Raw genomic sequence first — 18,170 nt, forward strand, 5'->3', positions numbered from 1 at the left:
TCCTCCTGCTGGTCAGTCTGCTGCTCAGTCCCCGTGGGTGTGGTCCGCAGCGTGCGCCCCTCGATGCGACGCCAACCGTCTCATCCAAGCGCACCCCGCTCCGTCCGTCACGACACCACGGCGCCCGCGTCGCTGAGCAGCGCGCCGAGTCTGGCGGCGGCCGCACGCAGCTCCGGCGGGTCGAGCACGTGCCAGGGGTGCCCGAGCACGGCCAGGTGACAGGCCAGCCAAGTCAGGTCGTCCGCCCCGGCGACCAGCTCACATGATCCCTCGTCGACCGGCGTGACGGTGGCGGCGCGGGCCGAGAGCTGCCCACGCACCATCTCGGCCGGAGCAGCGACCAGGACCCGAGCGACGAAGCGGTACGGCGCCGCCGTCACCGACCGCTGCACGTAGGCCGCGGGATCGGGGTGCTCCCTGGCCGGGAAGCGCCACGTCGAGGCGGTCACCGCACGGGCGCGGTCGAGCCGGAAGGTGCGCCAGTCCTCTCGGTCGACATCCCAGGCGAGCAGATACCACCGCCGCTCCGCGGTCACCATCCCCACCGGCTCGACCGTCCGCTCCGAGGCGACGCCGCCGCGGTCGGCGTACCCGAATCGCACCCGCACCCGGTCCCGGCAGGCCCGCGCAATGGTCATCAGCGCCTCGCCGTCGACGCCGCGCGCGCCGTATGACGGCAACGAGTCGGTAGCGTCGTGAAGCGCGCGGATGCTGTGCCGCAGGCGCGGGGGCAGCACCTGATCCAGCTTGGCCAGGGTGCGCACCGCGGCGTCGCTGGCACCACTGACCGTGTCCGTCGCCAGTTGCAGCGACACCGCCACCGCGATCGCTTCTTCGTCGTCGAGCAGCAGCGGCGGCAGCGCTCGCCCCGCCCGCAACCGGTAGCCGCCCGCCGGCCCCTGGACGGCGTCGACCGGATAGCCCCAATGCCGCGCAGTTAAGGATCTTGGCTCGGGTCAAGGGTCGGCAGTAGGTGTGTCGTGATCCGGGTCTGGTAGTTCGTCCGGTCGATGGGGCCTTTGGCGCGGTGTTTGGAGATCGCGCGTTTGGTCACTCGGGGGCTGGAGCGGGCTCGGCGGGCGGGCAGAACTGTGTCCAGGACCGCTGCCCCGATCCGGCCGGTCAGGTCGGTGCCGGCCTCGGCGAGGACGTCTGCTGCGCGGTGGATCGTGTCGCGGGCGGTGGTCAGTGCGATGGTGAAGCTGAGCCGGTCGGGTGCGATGCCACCGTGAGCCAGGGAAGCGTCGGCGATCGCGGTCCGCAGAGCCTGATGGACGATCAGGACGGCGTAGACCTCCTGGGCGATCCCGGCGGGTGTGCGCGCCCGTAGGACCCTCCCGTCCAAGATCGTGGACTTGGTCTCGCGGAAGCCAGTCTCGATCTCCCACCGCTGGTGGTAGAGCTCGACGATCTCCCGTGCCGGGTACCGCTGCGGGTTGGTCAGGGTCGTGATCAGGCGGTAGGTGCCGGTGCGCTGGGTGCCTGAGTCTTTCAGGTCCACGATGATCTGGGCGTCGATGATCCGCACCCGGATGCCACCGAGGACAGCGATGCGGGTGCCATCGCCCAGGCGGTCCACGAGGGCGAACCTACGGTTGTCCTTGCACCGGATGAGCAGGTCCGCGCCGGTGGCGGCGAACTGCTCGATCAGGGCCGCGGCAGCGAAGTTGCGGTCACCGAGCAGCACCGTCCCGGGCCGCAGACAGCGCGCCAGGCGGGATGCGTAGGTAGTCTCCCCGACCCGGTAGGACCCGAACACGGCGTCGATGAGGGTGCGTGAGCCGCACGCGAGGATGCTCACCAGCCGCAGCATCGGGTAGCCGCCCGGGGCGTCCGGGCGGCCGGTGGCCCGACCGAACGCCGCAGCGTTGACGTCGGTGTCCGGCACACACATCGTGGTCCCGTCGATGGCGCACACCAGCAACCCACGCCAACGGGCAGCACCGGCCGCCGGGCCGCGGACCAGGTCGAACAACTCCCGCAGTGGACCCACTCCGATCCGCCGGAAGGCCTGGGACAACGCCGAGCTGCCCGGCACCCGGATGCTCAGGTCCGCGCCGGCGGCCAGACGCCGCAGGACCTGGCGATAACCCACGTCGGCGAACAGCACCCCGGCCAGCAGCACGTACACCACCACCCGGGTGGGCAGGCGCCGCAGCCGCTTCTGCGTCGCCCCCGCGGCGCTGATCGCCGCGTCGACCAGATCGAAGGAGACGATCCGCGTCAACTCGCCCAGATGGCCAGCAGAGAACGGATCCACCGGATCAGACGTGACAGACTGAGAACGCAACAGAACTCCATCGGTAGCAGGGCGTCTTGTCAGGACATCCCCTGCCTATCGAGGAGTTCTGTTGCTCTACCCGACGACACGCCGACGCCACACTCGCCACACCAGTCACATCGCTAACTGCGCGGCATTGCGGATAGCCCAGGTCGCGCAGCCGCTGGATGTCGCGTCGAATGCTCCGCGTCGTCACCTCGAGCCGGTCGGCCAGCTCCGGCCCGGTCCACACCGGTCGGGACTGGAGCAGTCCGAGCAGGGTGAGCAGACGCTGGGTGGTCTCAGCCATCGCACCATCCTCGCGCATATAGCGGACAGAATCAGTCCTATATGACTGCCAGACTGGTGGCATGACTCTCCACATCGACTGGAACGCCCAAGTCCGCGTGCAGTTCACCTGGCACTGGCAGCACCAGCTGCGGCCCCGGCTGGACGGCCTCACCGACGAGGAGTACTTCTGGGAGCCCGTGGCCGACTGCTGGAACGTGCATCCTCGCGGCCAGTCGAAGGCGTCGGTTCAGGCCGGATCCGGCGCCTTCGTCATCGACTTCGCGATGCCGAAGCCCGTGCCGCCGCCCGTCACCACCATCGCCTGGCGGCTGGGCCACATCATCGTCGGCTGCCTCGCCATCCGGAACGCCGGACACTTCGACGCCCCGCCTGCCGACTACGAGTCCTGGGACTACGCCGGCACCGCCGCCCAGGCGCTCGCGCAGCTCGATGAGCAGGTCGCCATCTGGCTGGCCGGTGTCGAGGCGCTCGGCGAGGAGGGTCTCGCCCAGCCGTGCGGCCCCGCCGAGGGTCCCTACGCCGAGGAGTCGATGGCCACCCTCGTGCTGCACATCAACCGTGAGCTGATCCATCACGGGGCGGAGCTCGCCCTGCTCCGCGACCTCTACGCCCACCGCCCGCTCAGCCGCACTGTCGAGGAGTCCTGATGCCCTTCCATGCCCCACTTGCACCGACCGAGCAGGACGCCATCGCCGGCTTCCTGGCCCAGCAGCAAGACGCGTTCCGAGCCGCGATCTTCGGTCTCACCGACGCCGAGGCCGGCCGTCAAGGTGCGGCGAGCACGCTCACGGTCGGCACCCTGGTCAAGCCCGGCGCCGGCGTTCAGCGCAGCTGGCTTGCGTCCGCTGTGGCCGCTCCGGAGCGACCTGTCGACGCGCGGAGCCAGGAGCAGCAGATGGCGGACTACGCCGCCGAGTTCAGCTGGCTGGAGGGCGACACCGTCGATGCCGCCATCGCCGCCTTCGACGAGGTCAGCGCCACCGTGCTCCACGCCGTCCGCGACCTCGACCTGGACACATCGGTGCCGGTGCCGCAGGCGCCCTGGTTTCCCCAAGACGTCGAGGCCTGGAACGTCCGCTGGGTCTGGTTCCACCTGCTCGAGGAGCTCGCCCGCCACGCCGGCCACGCCGACATCATCCGCGAGGGCGTCGACGGCGCCACGATGTATGCCCTGGTCGCCGCTCGGGAGGAGATGCCGGCCACGCCCTGGCTAACCCCCTGGCAGCGCGCCGAAGGCTGAGTTTGGCTGCCCGGGTCGGCGTCTGCCGCGGTCTTGTGTCGTCTGCCGCGGTCTTGTGATGGCAAAGTGCCCTGGATTTCGGGTCCTCAGCCACCACAGCACCGCGGGAGATGGGCTAGGCGGTGCGGTAGTCGCGGAAGCCGCGTTGGGTCTTGCGGCCGAGGTAGCCGGCGGTGACCAGGTGCTCTAGGAGGGGGGCGGGGGCGAAGCCGGGCTCACGGAACTCCAGGTAGAGCTCACGCTGGATCGCCAGCGAGACGTCGTTGCCCACGACATCGAGCAGCTCGAAGGGACCCATCGGCAGCGCACAGCCCAACTTCATGGCCGTGTCGATCTCGTCGGCGGAGGCGTAGTGCGCCTCGAGCATCTTGACCGCGTCGTTGAGGTAGGGGAAGAGCAGCGCGTTGACGATGAAGCCCGCCCGGTCGCCACAGGAGACCGCATGCTTGCCGATCGCGGCGCACAGCGCCCGAGTCGTCTCGGCCACGTCGTCGTCGGTCGCCACAGTGGAGACCACCTCGACCAGGCGCATGACGGGCGCCGGGTTGAAGAAGTGCATCCCGACCACGTCCTGCGGGCGCAAGGTCGCCTGAGCGAGGGCGATGATCGGCAGCGACGACGTCGTCGTCGCCAAGATCACGCCTGGCTTGCAGATGTCGTCGAGGTTGGCGAACAGCGTGCTCTTGACCTGCAGGTCCTCCGCGATCGCCTCGACCACGAGGTCGGCGTCCTTCAGCTCATCCAGGGAGCTCGAGCCGTGCAGCCTGGCCAGCACTGCGTCCTTGTCGGCGGCGTCCATCTTGCCGCGGCCGATGGCCTTGTCCACGGAGCGCTCGATGCTCGCCCGAACCCCGTCGACCTTGGCCTGGGAGCGGCCCACGTAGGTGACGTCGTACCCCGCCTTGGCGAACACCTCGATGATGCCGGACGCCATCGTGCCCGTGCCGACCACGCCGACCCGATTGATCTCACGCTTGAGCCGGGGCGCGTCGTCGGCCGACGGCGTCAGGTGGTCGGGCACGACGACCGAACTGTCCGGCCCCTCGTAGGTGTAGAAGCCCCGGCCAGACTTCCGACCGAGCAGGCCCGCGGTCACCATCTGCTTCAGGATCGGGGCGGGTGCGTGCAGTCGGTCGCGGCCCTGGCGGTACATCGTGTCGAGAATCTCGTACGCCGTGTCGAGACCGATCAGGTCGAGCAGCGCGAGCGGACCCATCGGGTAGCCGCAGCCCAGCCGCATCGCGGCATCGATGTCCTCGCGGCTGGCATACCGGCCTTCGTACATCGCGACGGCGTGGTTGAGGTAGCCGAAGAGCAGGGTGTTGGCGATGAAGCCCGCCTTGTCGCCGCAGATGACCGGGCTCTTGCCGAGCGCCGTGATCAAGGACTCGACCTCAGCAAGCACCTCCGGCTCGGTGACCACGGTGCGCACCACCTCGACCAGGTTCTGCACCGGCGCGGGGTTGAAGAAGTGCACTCCGACGATCCGGCCGGGCCGGGAGTTGGCCGTGGAGATCTCGGTCACCGACAGCGACGAGGTGTTCGTCGCCAAGATGGTGTCGGGCTTCACCACTTCGTCGAGGCGGCGGAAGATCTCCTTCTTGAGCTCCAGCGACTCCACCACAGCTTCCACCACGACGTCGGCCTCGGCCAGCTCGGCCATGTCGGTGGTGAGCCGGATCCGACCAAGCAGGGCAGCCTGCTCGTCTTCGGTCAGCTTGCCGCGCTTGACCGCACGCTCGGTGGAGTGCTGAAGGTGTTGGCGGCCACGCTCGACACCCTCGTTGTTCTGCTCGACGCCGATGACGGCATACCCGTTGCGGGCGAACACCTCGGCGATGCCGGCGCCCATGGTGCCGAGGCCGACGACGCCGACCGTGCTGACGGTGCGCCCAGACGGCGCGGCCGAGCTCTCCTGGAGGGTGGTCATGGCGGGCATCATGCCACGCGGACCGGGAGCTGTGCCGTGAGGCATTTCACCACCGACCGCAGGTAGATTGCCTCCCCGTGAGACTCGTCGTCGCGCGCTGCCAGGTCGACTATGCCGGCCGGCTGACCGCCCACCTACCGATGGCCACCCGGGTGTTGATGATCAAGGCCGACGGCTCGGTGCTCGTGCACTCCGACGGTGGCTCCTACAAGCCGCTGAACTGGATGTCACCGCCGTGCATCCTGCACGAGGGCAGCACCGAGGACGGCCAGGTCGAGTGGACGGTGACCAGCCGTGGCTCGGGCAAGGGCCCGGACGACACCCTGCGGATCCTGATCGAGGAGATCCACCACGACTCCCTCCACGAGCTCGGCGCCGACCCCGGTCTGCAGAAGGACGGCGTCGAGAAGCACCTCCAAGGCTCCTCGCCGAGCACCCGGCCACACTTGCCGACGGGCTGACGTTAGTACGCCGGGAGTACCCCACCGCCATTGGCCCGGTCGACCTGATGTGCCGCGACGCCTCCGGCCACTCCGTTGCAGTCGAGATCAAGCGACGCGGGGAGATCGACGGCGTGGAGCAGCTCACCCGCTACCTCGAGCTGCTCAACCGCGACCCCCTGCTGACCGGCAAGGGCGCCGTGCGCGGCATCTTTGCCGCGCAGGAGATCAAGCCCCAGGCCCGTGTCCTCGCCGAGGATCGCGGCATCGTATGCGCCGTCGTGGACTACGACGCCCTCCGCGGGCTCGACGACCCGACGGAACGTCTGTTCTGAGCTGTTCAGCCAGCAGGTGGACGGGTCTTCGGGCGCTGTCCACAGGTCCTCGCTGCGCGCTGGCGGTTCTCGCTGGCCCGGCATACGGTGGCAGGCATGACGAGCGATCCCAACCTGAGTCGCCGCGGCCTGAGCCGCCGCGTGGATCGGCTGGAGAACGACACAGAGTCGATCTACGAGCTCATCACCGAGGTCAGGTCCACCCAAGGCGAGCACACCCGCCGCTTCGAGGGCATGCAGAAGACCCTCGCCACGCTCACCACCACCCAAGACGAGCACACCCGCCGCTTCGAGGGCATGCAGAAGACCCTCGCCACGCTCACCACCACCCAAGGCGAACACACCCGCCGCTTCGAGGGCATGCAGAAGACCCTCGCCACGCTCACCACCACCCAAGACGAGCACACCCGCCGCCTCGACCAGGTCGAGAACTCGCTCACCAAAGTCAACGCCACCTTGGACCAGCACACCCGCCGCCTCGACCAGGTCGAGAACTCGCTCACCAAAGTCAACGCCACCTTGGACCAGCACACCCGCCGCCTCGACCAGGTCGAGAACTCGCTCACCAAAGTCAACGCCACCTTGGACCAGCACACCCGCCGGTTCGACCGAATCGAGAGCACCCTCAACGAGGTGGTCCGGCGCCTGCCGGAGCCTTCCTGAACAGCGTGCGGGTCGGCGACAGACGCTCTCCGGCGACTCGGCGACCTGTGACACCATCGCCAGCAATGCGCATCTACCACATTGCGACGGCGGCGGACTGGGCCGAAGCGCGCCGTACGACGACGTACGCCACCTCGACGCTGGGCCGGAGTCTGGCCGAGGAGGGATTCATCCACGCTTCCCGCCGGGAGCAGGTCTCGGCCGCCTTCGAGGCCTTCTACCGCCCCGTCCGGGAGCCGTTGGTGCTGCTGACCATCGATACCGACAAGTTGAGCGCACCGTGGCGAGAAGACCCCGTTGGCGATCAGTCGTTCCCGCATATCTACGGCCCGCTGAACACCTCGGCAGTCATCAGCGTGGAACCACTCGATCGGCGCGGACGACCGGAGCCGTTCACCAAGGCCTTCCTCTCCGAGATGCTGCTGCGGATCGGTCTGGCGTTGGCCGCCATGACGCTCTCGGTGATCGGCTCGACCATCGGTCACCAACTGAGTCCCGAGTTGGGCGGCCTGATCGGCGCCCTGCTCGGCCTCGCGGTCGGCGCCGCGGTGTTCTGGTGGGTGCTACGCCGGCGGAGCCGTGGCCGGGATGAGCTTGCGCAACGCTAGACCGACGAAGAAGAGCACGGCACCGACGCCGATGGCCATCAGACACACCCCGAAGGACAGCACCGAGGTGAACAGCGGGGCCTGCAGGAAGGATCCGGTCGTCGCCGTCTCGCGCGCCGGGTCGTCGCGGTCCAGTTGGGCATAGGTCTTGCCGCCGGTGCCCTCCACGGTGTGGTGGTCGATGAGCTTGTTGGAGGCTCCGCCCATAGGGGCTACTTCTGAGCTAGGCGCCGGCCTGCTTCGGAGCGGTGGGGTCGGTGTCGCCGGCGGACTGCTCACGGAGGACGTACTCCTCGATGTCCTCGACATCGTCGGCGTTGCGGGTGACGACGGCGAGCAGGTCGGTCATCGTGGCAACCTCTTCGACCTGCTCCTTGATGAACCACTGCATGAACTGCTCGGAGGCGAAGTCGGACTCCTCGCGGGCGATCCGGAGCAGGGTGTTGATCTGCTCGGTGACCCGCTTCTCCTGGTCGAGTGCCAACTGGACCGGCTCGACCACGTCGGCGAACGACGACTGGGGTGCCTCGACCCCGGGGATGACCACGTCGGTGTCGGTGTCGACGAGGTACTGCACCATCATCAGCGCGTGCCCGCGCTCCTCCAGCGCCTGGCTGTAGAAGAAGGCAGCCATCTGCGGCATCGTCAGCGCGTCGTAGTAGACCGCGCAGGAGAGGTATTGGTTGTGTGCGGAGAGCTCGTTGCCGATCTGGACGTTGAGCTGGTCGACGAAGCGGGCTGCGGGCAAGGGTGGGTCCTTCCTCAGGCGGCTTTCTTGCGGCCGGACTTCTTTCCGGCACCGGTCTTGACGAGCTTGCGCTTCTTGACCGTATACCCCTCGGGGAGGGTGCCCTCCTTCAGCATGCGGATCGGGCAGCGGCCGCAGCGCGTCTTGGACACGCAGCACTTCTTCTTCGGAAGCTTCGCCACCTTGGCCACACGAGGATGGTACACGAAGGTGAGGCTTGCCTTACCCTCGCCGACCGCGGCGGGCCCCTCGACGGCTGCCTCCTCGACGGAGGGCTACTCGGCGGTGAGCCCGTGCGCGGCTCGGATCACCTCGACGATGCCGCCCATGATCTCGGTGAGGCCGAAGTCCTTGGGGGTGTAGACCGCGGCGACGCCCAGCGACCGCAGCTCCCGGCCGTCGGACTCGGGGATGATGCCGCCGACGATCACGGGTACGTCGGTCAGGCCGGCCCGGCGCAAACCCTCGAGCACCGCCGGCACCAGCTCCATGTGCGACCCGGAGAGGATGGACAGGCCGACACAGTGGACGTCCTCGGCGACGGCGGCAGCGACGATCTGCTCCGGGGTGAGCCGGATGCCCTGATAGATGACCTCGAAGCCGGCGTCTCGGGCACGCACGGCGACCTGCTCGGCGCCGTTGGAGTGGCCGTCCAGGCCGGGCTTGCCGACCAGCAGCCGCAGCCGAGTGCCCAGCTCGGCACCCGTGGAACGCACGCGCTCCCGCACCGCGGCGAGGTCGGCGCCCGCCTCGGCGACGCCCACCGCACCGCCGACCCCGGTCGGCGCCCGGAACTCGCCGAACACCTCCCGCAGGGTCGCCGCCCACTCCCCCGTGGTCGCCCCGGCGCGGGCACAGGCCAGGGTGGACTCCATCAGGTTGACCTCGGACTTGGCGTCCTCGCCGAGTCGGGCCAGCGCCTCGGCCACAGCCGCATCGTCGCGCTGCTCCTTCCACGCCCGGACGGACTCGATCGCAGCCTGCTCGGCGGCCCGATCGACAGTCTGGATGGCGGCGTCGAGGTCGGCGGTCAACGGCGACGGCTCGGTCGTGGTGAACACGTTCACACCGACCACCTTCTCCTCGCCCGACTCGATCCGGGCCCGCCGCGCGGCGTGCGCGGCGACCAGCTCGCCCTTCATGTAACCGGAGTCCACCGCGGCGATCGCCCCGCCCATCGCCTGAACACGGTCGACCTCGGCCCGGGCGCCGTCGACCAACTCGGCGACTTTCGCCTCGACGACGTGCGAGCCGTCGAAGAGGTCGTCGTACTCCAACAGGTCGGACTCGTAGGCCAACACCTGCTGCAGGCGCAGCGACCACTGCTGATCCCACGGGCGGGGCAGCCCGAGCGCCTCGTTCCAGGCGGGCAGTTGCACGGCGCGGGCGCGGGCGTTCTTCGAGAGCGTCACACCGAGCATCTCCAGCACGATGCGCTGGACGTTGTTCTCCGGCTGGGCCTCGGTCAGCCCCAGCGAGTTGACCTGGACGCCGTAGCGGAAGCGCCGCATCTTGTCGTCGACAACCCCATACCGGTCGCGGGTCAGCTCATCCCAGAGCTCGACGAACGCCCGCATCTTGCACATCTCCTCGACGAATCGCACCCCGGCGTTGACGAAGAAGGAGATGCGTCCGACCACCTGGCCGAAGTCCGCTTCGGCGACCTGACCGGACGCCCTGACCTGGTCGAGCACCGCGATCGCGGTGCAGATCGAGTAGGCGAGCTCCTGAACCGGGGTGGCGCCGGCCTCTTGCAGGTGATAGCTGCAGATGTTGATCGGGTTCCACGTCGGCATCGCGCGCACGGTGTAGGCGATCACGTCGCTGATCAGCCGCAGCGAGTGCTCGGGCGGGAAGACGTAGGTGCCGCGGGAGAGATACTCCTTGATGATGTCGTTCTGGGTCGTGCCAGCCAGCTGGGCAGCCACCTCCGCCGGGTCGAGATCGGGGTTCTGCTCCTCTGCCGCGACCTGATAGAGCGCGAGCAGCCACATCGCGGTGGCGTTGATCGTCATCGAGGTGTTCATCTCGGTGAGCGGGATCTGGTCGAACAGCCGCCTCATCTCGCCAAGATGCGGGATCGGTACGCCGACCTTGCCCACCTCGCCGTGCGCCAGCGGACTGTCGGGGTCGTAGCCCGTCTGGGTAGGCAGATCGAAGGCGACGGAGAGTCCGGTCTGCCCCTTGGCCAGGTTGGTGCGGTAGAGCTCGTTCGACGCCGCCGCCGTGGAGTGGCCAGCGTAGGTGCGCATCACCCACGGTCGGTCCTTCTGCGGCCGATCCTGCGACAGCCGCTCGTTCTCGGTCATGGCGACGAGGGTAGGCCGGAGGCTACCCGCTGGTCACCAGTCCGAAGGTGTGGGACATCCAACACTCCCACCAGCACGCCACGGTCAGGCGGGCACCGGCTCCAACTCGAGCGCACGCCTGAAATGGGAGAGATAGAGGAATCGGCGCACCGTCGGGCCGCAACCGCGCAAGACCACTTGTCCGCCGCCCAGACCGGCGCGACGAGTAGCCACGACCAAGAGCTTGACCGCGGTCAGGTCGATGCTGGTCACCTCGGTGCAGTCGATGACGACCACTTGGTGGCGGGCGATCAGCCCATAGATCGCGTTGCGGACCTCGTGAGTCGAGCGCCCGTCGAGATCACCGCGCAACACCAGCATCGGACCGTCGATCCTGATCTCCATCGCTCACCTCGTCCCCCGACAGCAGCGATCTCTCACACCCACTATGACGCACTTCACAAGCAGACAATTGCGTTGAGCGCCCCGCGAGTTTGCACCGGACAGCCGGTGGCTCGACGTCGTGCCGGTGAGCCGGGCACTACGCTCGCTGCCATGGTCAACCTCACCCGGATCTACACCCGCACCGGCGATGGCGGCTGCACCCGACTCGGCGACTTCAGTGAGACCAGCAAGACTGATCTTCGGCTGGCTGCCTATGCCGATGTCGACGAGGCCAACGCCCATCTCGGGGTGGCACTCGCCATGGGTGACCTGGCCGAGGACGTCGTCGCCGTGCTGACCCGAGTGCAGAACGACCTATTCGACGTGGGCGCCGACTTCGCAACCCCGGTCATCGAGGCGCCCGAGCACCCGCCGCTGCGGATCCTGCAGGAGTACGTCGACCGGCTGGAGGGCTGGTGCGACACCTACAACGAGGACCTGGCGCCGCTGCGCTCGTTCGTGCTCAACGGTGGCACGCCGGGGGCGGCTCTGCTGCACGTCGCGCGCACCGTCGTACGACGCGCGGAGCGGTCGGCCTGGGCGGCGCACGCCGAGCATGCGGACACCATGAACCCGCTCGCGATCACCTATCTCAACAGGCTCTCCGACCTGCTGTTCATCCTCGCGCGGCACGCCAACCAGGAGTCGGGCGACGTGTTGTGGATACCCGGCGGAGATCGCTAGAAGGGCGGAGTCACGAGCGCCGCTCGCGAGCGGCAGGAACGACCATGGCCGAGGGGATGAGCAGGAGCGCGACGACCAGCAAGGCATGCAGTGTGCCCACCCGGTCGCCGACGAAGCCGAGCAGGGGCGGCCCCGCCAGGAACGCGGTGTAGGCGATCGAGGTGACCACGCTGACTCGGGCCGCGGCATGGACCGGATCGTCCGAGGCAGCGCTGACGCCGACCGGAAAGCCCAGGGAGGCACCGAGTCCCCAGGCGACGATCCCGACGACCACGAGCGGGAGCGCGCCACCGAACACGATGAGCAGGACGCCGCAACCGGCCACCGCCATGGTCACCCACAGCACCGGCACCCGGCCGTGCCGATCCAAGATAAGCGGGCCGAAGAAGCGACCGGCAGTCATCGAGGTGACGAACAGACCGAAGCCCGCCACGCCGACCCAGTGTGGCACCTGGTAGCCGTCGATCAGCGCGACGGCCAGCCAGTCGTTGGCGACGCCCTCGGTCAGCGCGAGGGCGAGCATCATCAGCCCGATCAGCAGGGTGCGCGGCTCCAGCCAAGCAGCCAGCATCGACCGGCTCGGGGCGGGCCCGTCGGGCTCCTCGATCCGCGGCAGGTAGCGTCCGGTCGCGGCCGTGCCGACGAGCAGCACCACCAGCGCCGCCGAGCCCAGATGCACCGACAAGGGAACGCCGAGTGCCACCAGCACTGCGGCATAGGCAGCGCCCACCACGCTGCCGATGCTCCAACCGGCGTGGAACCGCGGCATGATGCTGCGCCCGAGCCCCCGCTCCACGCCGGCGCCCTCCACGTTCATCCCGACCTCCCACAGCGCCACTCCGACGCCGTAGGTGACGAAGGCGAACCCGGTGACCAGCACCGACTCGAGCCAGCCGGTGCCTAGACCGCAGGCCAGCAGTCCGAGCGCGTCGAGGAGGACACCCACGCGGACCACCGATGCCGCCCCCCACCGATGCACGAGGACGCCGGTGGTCGGCAGCGCGACCATCGAGCCTGCCGAAAGGGTCAGCAGCAACAAGCCAAGTTCGCTGTTGGTCAGCTCAAGGCTCGACCGGATCTCGGGGATCCGGGAAGCGTAGGACGCGAAGCCGAAGCCGTTCAGCATGAACGTGAGCAGCACAGCAGTGCGTGCGCGCAGCACATCGGTCACCAGGAGTGCTCCGGTCATCGTCGAGGTGGGATCAGATCAGGGAGAAGACAGCGAGATCGAGGAGAGGGTCGCGACACCACGCTAACCCGACCGGGACGGTCGAGTCAGATCAGGTCCGGCGCATCTCCCGGCCGGACCCCACGGGTGCCGGGAGGCATCGCCTCCAACCAGGCCTGGAAGCCGAGCAGCGAGGCGGGGCTCATCGCCAGCTCGATCCGATCGTCGGCGGTCTGACAGGTGACCACCACGTGGTCGGAGTAGAGCGAGAGCGCCTCGACTCCTTCTGGCCGGCGCTGCTCGACGTACTCCAGGCTGGCGCGCTCCCACGAGCGCTTCGGACGGATCGACAGCGAGAAGATGCGGAACCACTCGAGGTAGTCCCCCGCATACCGACCCATGCCCAACAGCCAGCCGTGCTCGGCCCGCCCGGACCGAGCTCGAAAGCCAGCTCGAAGGTGCCCCCGTGCCGGGACAACAGCCGCCGGCGGATGACCAGCAAGATCGCATAGAGCAGGACCAGGAGCAGGACAACACCGATCGAGTCGAGCACGATCGCCCAGTCCGGCAAACCCGGTCTCCCCTCTCGGTCGGCTAGATCTGGTCAGCGTGCCTGTTCTGCGGCTCGGATGCGTGCCTCGGCGAGCCGGACGACCTCGATGGCCTGGTCGCTGTGCTCACCCGCGGCCTTGGCTCGTTCGAGGTCGGCGCGCGCCTTCTCCAAGTCGATGTCGTGGGAGGCCTCGGCAAACTCAGCCAGGATCGAGACCCGGTTGCCGGCAACCGACAAGAACCCGTCACTGACCGCGGCCACCCAGGTCTCACCCTCGTCGGTGAGGACGTCGACGACGCCATGCACCATCAGCGACAGGATCGGCGCGTGGTCGGGCAGGATGCCGACGTCGCCCTCGGTGGTGCGCGCGATCACACGGGTCGCCTCGCCCGACCAGACGACCCGGTCGGCCGAGACGACCTCGACGTGAAGGAGCTGGTCGCTCATCGCAGGCTCTTCTGGATCTCGTTCCAGTTCCGCTCGACGTCCTCGAGTCCACCGCACATGAAGAACGCCTGCTCGGCGACGTGGTCGTACTCCCCGTCGGCGATCTTGTTGAACGCCTCGATGGTCTCGTTCACGGGAACCGTCGAGCCTTCGATGCCGGTGAACTGCTTGGCGACGTAGGTGTTCTGTGACAAGAACCGCTGGATCCGGCGCGCGCGGTGAACGATGGTCTTGTCCTCTTCGGAGAGCTCGTCCACACCGAGGATCGCGATGATGTCCTGCAGCTCCTTGTTGCGCTGCAGGATCTGCTTGACCCGGATCGCCGCGTTGTAGTGCTCCTCGCCGATGTACTGCGGGTCGAGGATCCGCGAGGTCGAGGTCAGCGGGTCCACCGCCGGGTAGATGCCGAGCGAAGCGATCTCACGCGACAGTTCGGTAGTGGCGTCCAGGTGGGCGAAGGTGGTGGCGGGCGCCGGGTCGGTGTAGTCGTCCGCGGGCACGTAGATCGCCTGCATCGAGGTGATCGAGTGGCCGCGCGTCGAGGTGATCCGCTCCTGCAACTGACCCATCTCGTCGGCCAGGTTGGGCTGGTAGCCCACCGCGGACGGCATCCGGCCCAGCAGCGTGGAGACCTCCGAGCCGGCCTGGGTGAACCGGAAGATGTTGTCGATGAACAGGAGCACGTCCTGCTTTTGGACGTCGCGGAAGTACTCCGCCATGGTCAGCGCGGATAGCGCCACCCGGAGGCGGGTGCCCGGCGGCTCGTCCATCTGGCCGAAGACGAGCGCGGTCTGGCCGATGACGCCCGCCTCGTCCATCTCCTGGATGAGGTCGTTACCTTCACGGGTGCGCTCGCCGACGCCGGCGAACACCGACACACCGCCGTGGTCCTTGGCGACTCGGGCGATCATCTCCTGGATGAGCACCGTCTTGCCCACGCCGGCGCCGCCGAAGAGGCCGATCTTGCCACCTTGGACGTAGGGGGTGAGCAGGTCGATGACCTTGATCCCGGTCTCGAACATCTGGGTCTTCGACTCCAGTTGGTCGAAGGCCGGGGCCTTGCGGTGGATGCCCCACCGCTCCTTGACCTCGAACTTCTCGTCCTCCTTGAGGTTGAGGCAGTCGCCGGTCACGTTGAAGACGTGGCCGAGCGTCGCGTCGCCCACGGGGACGGTGATCGAGTCGCCGGTGTCCTTGACCTGGGCGCCCCGGACCAGTCCGTCGGTCGGCTTCATCGAGATGGCGCGCACCATGCCGTCGCCGATGTGCTGGGCGACCTCGAGGGTGATCTCCCTGGTCTCGCCCTCGATGGTCAACTCGCAGGTGAGGGCGTTGTAGATCTCCGGCATCGCGTCCACGGGGAACTCGATGTCGACGACCGGGCCGATCACCCGGGCGATCCGGCCAACGCCACCAGCGGTCTCGATGGTCTCTGTCACAGTCGCGGTCATATCTGTCTCACTCACTCCCCGCTTGGGCGTCGGCAAGGGCGTTGACGCCACCGACGATCTCGCTGATTTCCTGGGTAATACCGGCCTGGCGGGCCTGGTTGGCGATTCGGGTGTACTTCTTGATGAGCTCGTCGGCGTTGTCTGTCGCCGACTTCATCGCGCTCTGTCGGGCCGCGAGCTCGGAGGCCGCCGCTTGGAGCAGGGCGAAGTAGATCCGGCTCTGCACGTAGCGCGGCAGCAGCGTGTCGAGCACCTCTACCGGCGACGGCTCGAACTCGTAGAGCGGCAGCAGGTCATCGGGTTCCGGCGGCTCCTCGCCCTCCACGACCTCCAGCGGCAGCAGCCGAACGGCGGCCGGCTCCTGGTTCAGCATCGACTTGAACCGGGTGTAGACGACGTGCACCTCGTCGACCGCTGGGGCCTGCTCGGTGGCGTTGTCCTCCTGCTCGCCGGCCAGGAACGCCGCGATCAGGGTGCTGCCGATGTCGGCGGCCACGTCGTAGGTCGGCTGGTCCGAGAAGCCGGTCCACGCCTGAGTCACCGGCCGCTGCCGGAAGTGGAAGTAGGCCTCCCCCTTCCGACCCGTGACGTAGGCGTCCACCGCCTTGCCCTCGGCGCGGAGCTTCTCGATCAGGCGCTCCGCCTCCTTGAGCACGTTAGAGGAGTAGGCGCCGGCCAAGCCTCGGTCGGAGGTGACGATCAGCACCGCTGCCCGGTCCGGGCTCTCCGGCTCGGTGGTCAGCGCATGGTCGACGTTGGAGTAGGTCACCAGCGCCGACACCGCCCGCGTCAACTCTCGGGCGTACGGCGCGGCGGCCTGGGCCCGCTGCTGCGCCTTGATGATGCGCGAAGCAGCGATGAGCTCCATCGCCCGCGTGATCTTCTTCATCGACTCCGTCGACTTGATCCGCGCGCGGTACTCACGCAGCGATACAGCCATGGAGGGTCAGCCCCGCTTCTGCTTGACGATCTGCTCCTGCTCGAGCTCCTCGGCGGGCAGCGCCTCGTGCTCCTCCTTGCCGGCCTTGATCGACCGGCCGTCGGAGGTCTCGAACTGGTTGAGGAACTCGTCGTACGCCGCCGCGAGCTCGGCCTCGGCGTCGTCGCCGAACTTCAGCGACTCCCGGATGCCGGCGAGGATCCCCTCGTGTGAGCGCCGCAGGAACTCGAGGAACTCGTGCTCGAAGCGCAGCACGTCGTCGGTCGGCACCACGTCGAGACGACCCGAGGTGCCGGTCCACAGCGACACCGTCATCTCCTCGACCGGGTACGGCGTGTACTGCGGCTGCCGAAGCAGCGCCATCAGTCGCTGACCGCGGTCCAACTGCTGGCGGGAGGCTGCGTCGAGGTCGGAGGCGAACATCGCGAACGCCTCCATCGCGCGGAACTGCGCGAGGTCGACCTTGAGCGAACCGGTGACGCTCCGCATCGCCTTGGTCATCGCGGCGCCGCCGACGCGGGAGACCGAGATGCCGACGTCGATGGCCGGCCGCTGGTTGGCGGCGAACAGGTCGGACTGAAGGAAGATCTGCCCGTCGGTGATGGAGATGACGTTGGTCGGGATGAACGCCGAGACGTCGTTGGCCTTGGTCTCGATGATCGGCAGCCCGGTCATCGACCCAGCGCCCATGTCGTCGGACAGCTTCGCGCAGCGCTCGAGCAGGCGGCTGTGTAGGTAGAAGACGTCACCGGGGTAGGCCTCACGGCCGGGAGGACGGCGCAGCAGTAGCGACACCGCGCGGTAGGCCTCGGCCTGCTTGGTGAGGTCGTCGAAGATGATCAGCACGTGCTTGCTGTCGTACATCCAGTGTTGGCCGATGGCCGAGCCGGTGTACGGCGCGAGGTACTTGAAGCCGGCGGAGTCGGAGGCGGGCGCCGCCACGATGGTGGTGTATTCCAGCGCGCCGGCCTCCTCGAGCGCGCCACGCACCGACGCGATCGTAGAGCCCTTCTGACCGATCGCGACGTAGATGCAGCGGACCTGCTTGGTCGGGTCGCCGGACTCCCAGTTCTGCTTCTGGTTGATGATCGTGTCGATGGCGATGGTGGTCTTGCCGGTCGCCCGGTCACCGATGATCAGCTGGCGTTGGCCGCGACCGATCGGGGTCATCGAGTCGATCGCCTTGATGCCGGTCGCCAGCGGCTCGTGCACCGACTGGCGCTGCACCACGGTCGGCGCCTGGAGCTCCAGCGCGCGCCGCTCGGTGGTCTCGATGTCGCCGAGACCGTCGATGGCGACACCGAGCGGGTCCACCACCCGACCGAGGTAGGCGTCGCCGACCGGCACGGAGAGGATCTCCCCGGTGCGCCGGACCGTCTGGCCCTCTTCGATCTTCTCGAAGTCACCGAGGACGACGACACCGATCTCACGGGTGTCGAGGTTGAGCGCGAGGCCGAGCGTGCCGTCCTCGAACTCCAGCAGCTCGTTGGCCATCGCGGAGGGCAGGCCACTGACGCGAGCGATGCCATCGGCGGCCTCGGCGACCGTGCCGACCTCCTCCTTGGTGGCGGTGTCGGGCTGGTAGTCCGACACGAAGCGCGCGAGCGCGTCCCGGATCTCGTCGGGACGGATGGACAGCTCCGTCATTTCCTCATCCTT

At 68.3% G+C, this 18,170-nt stretch carries 19 protein-coding genes and 2 pseudogenes; 6 read left to right on the forward strand and 15 right to left on the reverse strand.

Annotation, left to right across the window (positions count from 1 at the left end; genetic code table 11):
- Positions 1-107: 107 nt before the first annotated feature.
- From QM714_RS07390 to QM714_RS07400, 3 genes and pseudogenes are all read right to left on the reverse strand, one after another.
- Complete coding sequence (locus QM714_RS07390) at positions 108-878, reverse strand: helix-turn-helix transcriptional regulator (protein WP_415099056.1); 771 nt, start codon at positions 876-878, stop codon at positions 108-110.
- Positions 879-937: 59 nt separating this feature from the next.
- On the reverse strand, positions 938-2,260 hold the full coding sequence (locus QM714_RS07395; RefSeq protein ID WP_415097970.1) for an IS4 family transposase: 1,323 nt from the start codon (positions 2,258-2,260) through the stop codon (positions 938-940).
- A gap of 160 nt (positions 2,261-2,420) precedes the next feature.
- Positions 2,421-2,570, reverse strand: a pseudogene (locus QM714_RS07400) (helix-turn-helix domain-containing protein); the annotation flags it as partial.
- Between the two features lie 61 nt (positions 2,571-2,631).
- Between QM714_RS07400 and QM714_RS07405 the strand changes: the two are divergent.
- Both QM714_RS07405 and QM714_RS07410 read left to right on the forward strand, forming a co-directional pair.
- Positions 2,632-3,219 (forward strand): DinB family protein, encoded by a 588-nt coding sequence (locus QM714_RS07405; RefSeq protein ID WP_415099058.1) that lies wholly within the window; start codon positions 2,632-2,634, stop codon positions 3,217-3,219.
- Complete coding sequence (locus QM714_RS07410) at positions 3,219-3,812, forward strand: DinB family protein (RefSeq protein ID WP_415099060.1); 594 nt, start codon at positions 3,219-3,221, stop codon at positions 3,810-3,812. The genes QM714_RS07405 and QM714_RS07410 overlap by 1 nt, the downstream gene beginning before the upstream one ends.
- Positions 3,813-3,927: 115 nt before the next feature.
- On the opposite strand, the gene QM714_RS07415 is transcribed toward QM714_RS07410, so the two are convergent.
- Complete coding sequence (locus QM714_RS07415) at positions 3,928-5,742, reverse strand: 3-hydroxyacyl-CoA dehydrogenase family protein (RefSeq protein WP_415099062.1); 1,815 nt, start codon at positions 5,740-5,742, stop codon at positions 3,928-3,930.
- Positions 5,743-5,771: 29 nt separating this feature from the next.
- Here QM714_RS07415 and nucS point away from each other — a divergent pair.
- The 3 genes and pseudogenes from nucS to QM714_RS07430 all read left to right on the forward strand — a co-directional run bounded on the left by nucS (position 5,772) and on the right by QM714_RS07430 (position 7,788).
- A pseudogene (nucS, locus tag QM714_RS07420) lies at positions 5,772-6,517 on the forward strand (endonuclease NucS).
- A gap of 96 nt (positions 6,518-6,613) precedes the next feature.
- Positions 6,614-7,180 (forward strand): hypothetical protein, encoded by a 567-nt coding sequence (locus QM714_RS07425; RefSeq protein WP_415099064.1) that lies wholly within the window; start codon positions 6,614-6,616, stop codon positions 7,178-7,180.
- A 65-nt stretch (positions 7,181-7,245) separates the two neighbouring features.
- Positions 7,246-7,788 (forward strand): DUF952 domain-containing protein, encoded by a 543-nt coding sequence (locus QM714_RS07430; protein WP_415099066.1) that lies wholly within the window; start codon positions 7,246-7,248, stop codon positions 7,786-7,788.
- Here QM714_RS07430 and QM714_RS07435 read toward each other — a convergent pair.
- The 5 genes from QM714_RS07435 to QM714_RS07455 form a co-directional block, all read right to left on the reverse strand.
- Positions 7,744-7,995 (reverse strand): hypothetical protein, encoded by a 252-nt coding sequence (locus QM714_RS07435; RefSeq protein WP_415099068.1) that lies wholly within the window; start codon positions 7,993-7,995, stop codon positions 7,744-7,746. The genes QM714_RS07430 and QM714_RS07435 overlap by 45 nt on opposite strands.
- Before the next feature lie 16 nt (positions 7,996-8,011).
- Positions 8,012-8,536 carry a ferritin gene (locus QM714_RS07440; protein ID WP_415099070.1) on the reverse strand — a complete coding sequence of 175 codons (525 nt, stop codon included), beginning with the start codon at positions 8,534-8,536 and terminating at the stop codon, positions 8,012-8,014.
- Positions 8,537-8,550: 14 nt separating this feature from the next.
- Positions 8,551-8,727, reverse strand: a complete 177-nt coding sequence (locus QM714_RS07445; protein WP_415099072.1) for a hypothetical protein — start codon at positions 8,725-8,727, stop codon at positions 8,551-8,553.
- Between the two features lie 84 nt (positions 8,728-8,811).
- On the reverse strand, positions 8,812-10,845 hold the full coding sequence (locus QM714_RS07450) for a protein meaA (RefSeq protein ID WP_415099074.1): 2,034 nt from the start codon (positions 10,843-10,845) through the stop codon (positions 8,812-8,814).
- Between the two features lie 84 nt (positions 10,846-10,929).
- The gene (locus tag QM714_RS07455) at positions 10,930-11,229 is read right to left on the reverse strand and encodes an STAS domain-containing protein (RefSeq protein WP_415099076.1); all 300 of its coding nucleotides are present in this window, start codon (positions 11,227-11,229) and stop codon (positions 10,930-10,932) included.
- 150 nt (positions 11,230-11,379) lie between these two features.
- Between QM714_RS07455 and QM714_RS07460 the strand changes: the two genes are divergently transcribed.
- Positions 11,380-11,952, forward strand: coding sequence for a cob(I)yrinic acid a,c-diamide adenosyltransferase (locus QM714_RS07460; protein ID WP_415099078.1), 573 nt, complete (start codon positions 11,380-11,382; stop codon positions 11,950-11,952).
- Positions 11,953-11,962: 10 nt separating this feature from the next.
- Here the strand turns inward: QM714_RS07460 and QM714_RS07465 are convergent, their stop codons facing one another.
- The 6 genes from QM714_RS07465 to atpA form a co-directional block, all read right to left on the reverse strand.
- Complete coding sequence (locus QM714_RS07465; RefSeq protein WP_415099080.1) at positions 11,963-13,141, reverse strand: MFS transporter; 1,179 nt, start codon at positions 13,139-13,141, stop codon at positions 11,963-11,965.
- A gap of 86 nt (positions 13,142-13,227) precedes the next feature.
- Complete coding sequence (locus tag QM714_RS07470) at positions 13,228-13,728, reverse strand: DUF2550 domain-containing protein (protein WP_415101013.1); 501 nt, start codon at positions 13,726-13,728, stop codon at positions 13,228-13,230.
- Positions 13,725-14,120, reverse strand: a complete 396-nt coding sequence (locus tag QM714_RS07475; RefSeq protein WP_415099082.1) for a F0F1 ATP synthase subunit epsilon — start codon at positions 14,118-14,120, stop codon at positions 13,725-13,727. The genes QM714_RS07470 and QM714_RS07475 overlap by 4 nt, the downstream gene beginning before the upstream one ends.
- Positions 14,117-15,571 carry a F0F1 ATP synthase subunit beta gene (atpD, locus tag QM714_RS07480; protein ID WP_415099084.1) on the reverse strand — a complete coding sequence of 485 codons (1,455 nt, stop codon included), beginning with the start codon at positions 15,569-15,571 and terminating at the stop codon, positions 14,117-14,119. Before atpD ends, QM714_RS07475 begins: the two co-directional genes overlap by 4 nt.
- A 7-nt stretch (positions 15,572-15,578) precedes the next feature.
- On the reverse strand, positions 15,579-16,511 hold the full coding sequence (locus QM714_RS07485; protein ID WP_415099085.1) for a F0F1 ATP synthase subunit gamma: 933 nt from the start codon (positions 16,509-16,511) through the stop codon (positions 15,579-15,581).
- A 6-nt stretch (positions 16,512-16,517) separates the two neighbouring features.
- Positions 16,518-18,158 (reverse strand): F0F1 ATP synthase subunit alpha, encoded by a 1,641-nt coding sequence (gene atpA, locus QM714_RS07490; protein WP_415099087.1) that lies wholly within the window; start codon positions 18,156-18,158, stop codon positions 16,518-16,520.
- Between the last annotated feature and the right edge of the window lie 12 nt (positions 18,159-18,170).

The organism is Nocardioides sp. (genome assembly GCF_047602075.1).
In the GTDB taxonomy this organism is placed as follows: domain Bacteria; phylum Actinomycetota; class Actinomycetes; order Propionibacteriales; family Nocardioidaceae; genus Nocardioides.

Coding starts and splice junctions, on each gene's coding strand:
- QM714_RS07405 (WP_415099058.1), top strand. CDS start 2,632: ATGACTCTCCACATCGACTGGAACGCCCAAGTCCGCGTGCAGTTCACC.
- QM714_RS07465 (WP_415099080.1), bottom strand. CDS start 13,141: ATGACCGGAGCACTCCTGGTGACCGATGTGCTGCGCGCACGCACTGCT.
- QM714_RS07460 (WP_415099078.1), top strand. CDS start 11,380: ATGGTCAACCTCACCCGGATCTACACCCGCACCGGCGATGGCGGCTGC.
- QM714_RS07475 (WP_415099082.1), bottom strand. CDS start 14,120: ATGAGCGACCAGCTCCTTCACGTCGAGGTCGTCTCGGCCGACCGGGTC.
- QM714_RS07415 (WP_415099062.1), bottom strand. CDS start 5,742: ATGACCACCCTCCAGGAGAGCTCGGCCGCGCCGTCTGGGCGCACCGTC.
- QM714_RS07485 (WP_415099085.1), bottom strand. CDS start 16,511: ATGGCTGTATCGCTGCGTGAGTACCGCGCGCGGATCAAGTCGACGGAG.
- QM714_RS07425 (WP_415099064.1), top strand. CDS start 6,614: ATGACGAGCGATCCCAACCTGAGTCGCCGCGGCCTGAGCCGCCGCGTG.
- atpA (WP_415099087.1), bottom strand. CDS start 18,158: ATGACGGAGCTGTCCATCCGTCCCGACGAGATCCGGGACGCGCTCGCG.
- QM714_RS07430 (WP_415099066.1), top strand. CDS start 7,246: ATGCGCATCTACCACATTGCGACGGCGGCGGACTGGGCCGAAGCGCGC.
- atpD (WP_415099084.1), bottom strand. CDS start 15,571: ATGACCGCGACTGTGACAGAGACCATCGAGACCGCTGGTGGCGTTGGC.
- QM714_RS07450 (WP_415099074.1), bottom strand. CDS start 10,845: ATGACCGAGAACGAGCGGCTGTCGCAGGATCGGCCGCAGAAGGACCGA.
- QM714_RS07435 (WP_415099068.1), bottom strand. CDS start 7,995: ATGGGCGGAGCCTCCAACAAGCTCATCGACCACCACACCGTGGAGGGC.
- QM714_RS07410 (WP_415099060.1), top strand. CDS start 3,219: ATGCCCTTCCATGCCCCACTTGCACCGACCGAGCAGGACGCCATCGCC.
- QM714_RS07455 (WP_415099076.1), bottom strand. CDS start 11,229: ATGGAGATCAGGATCGACGGTCCGATGCTGGTGTTGCGCGGTGATCTC.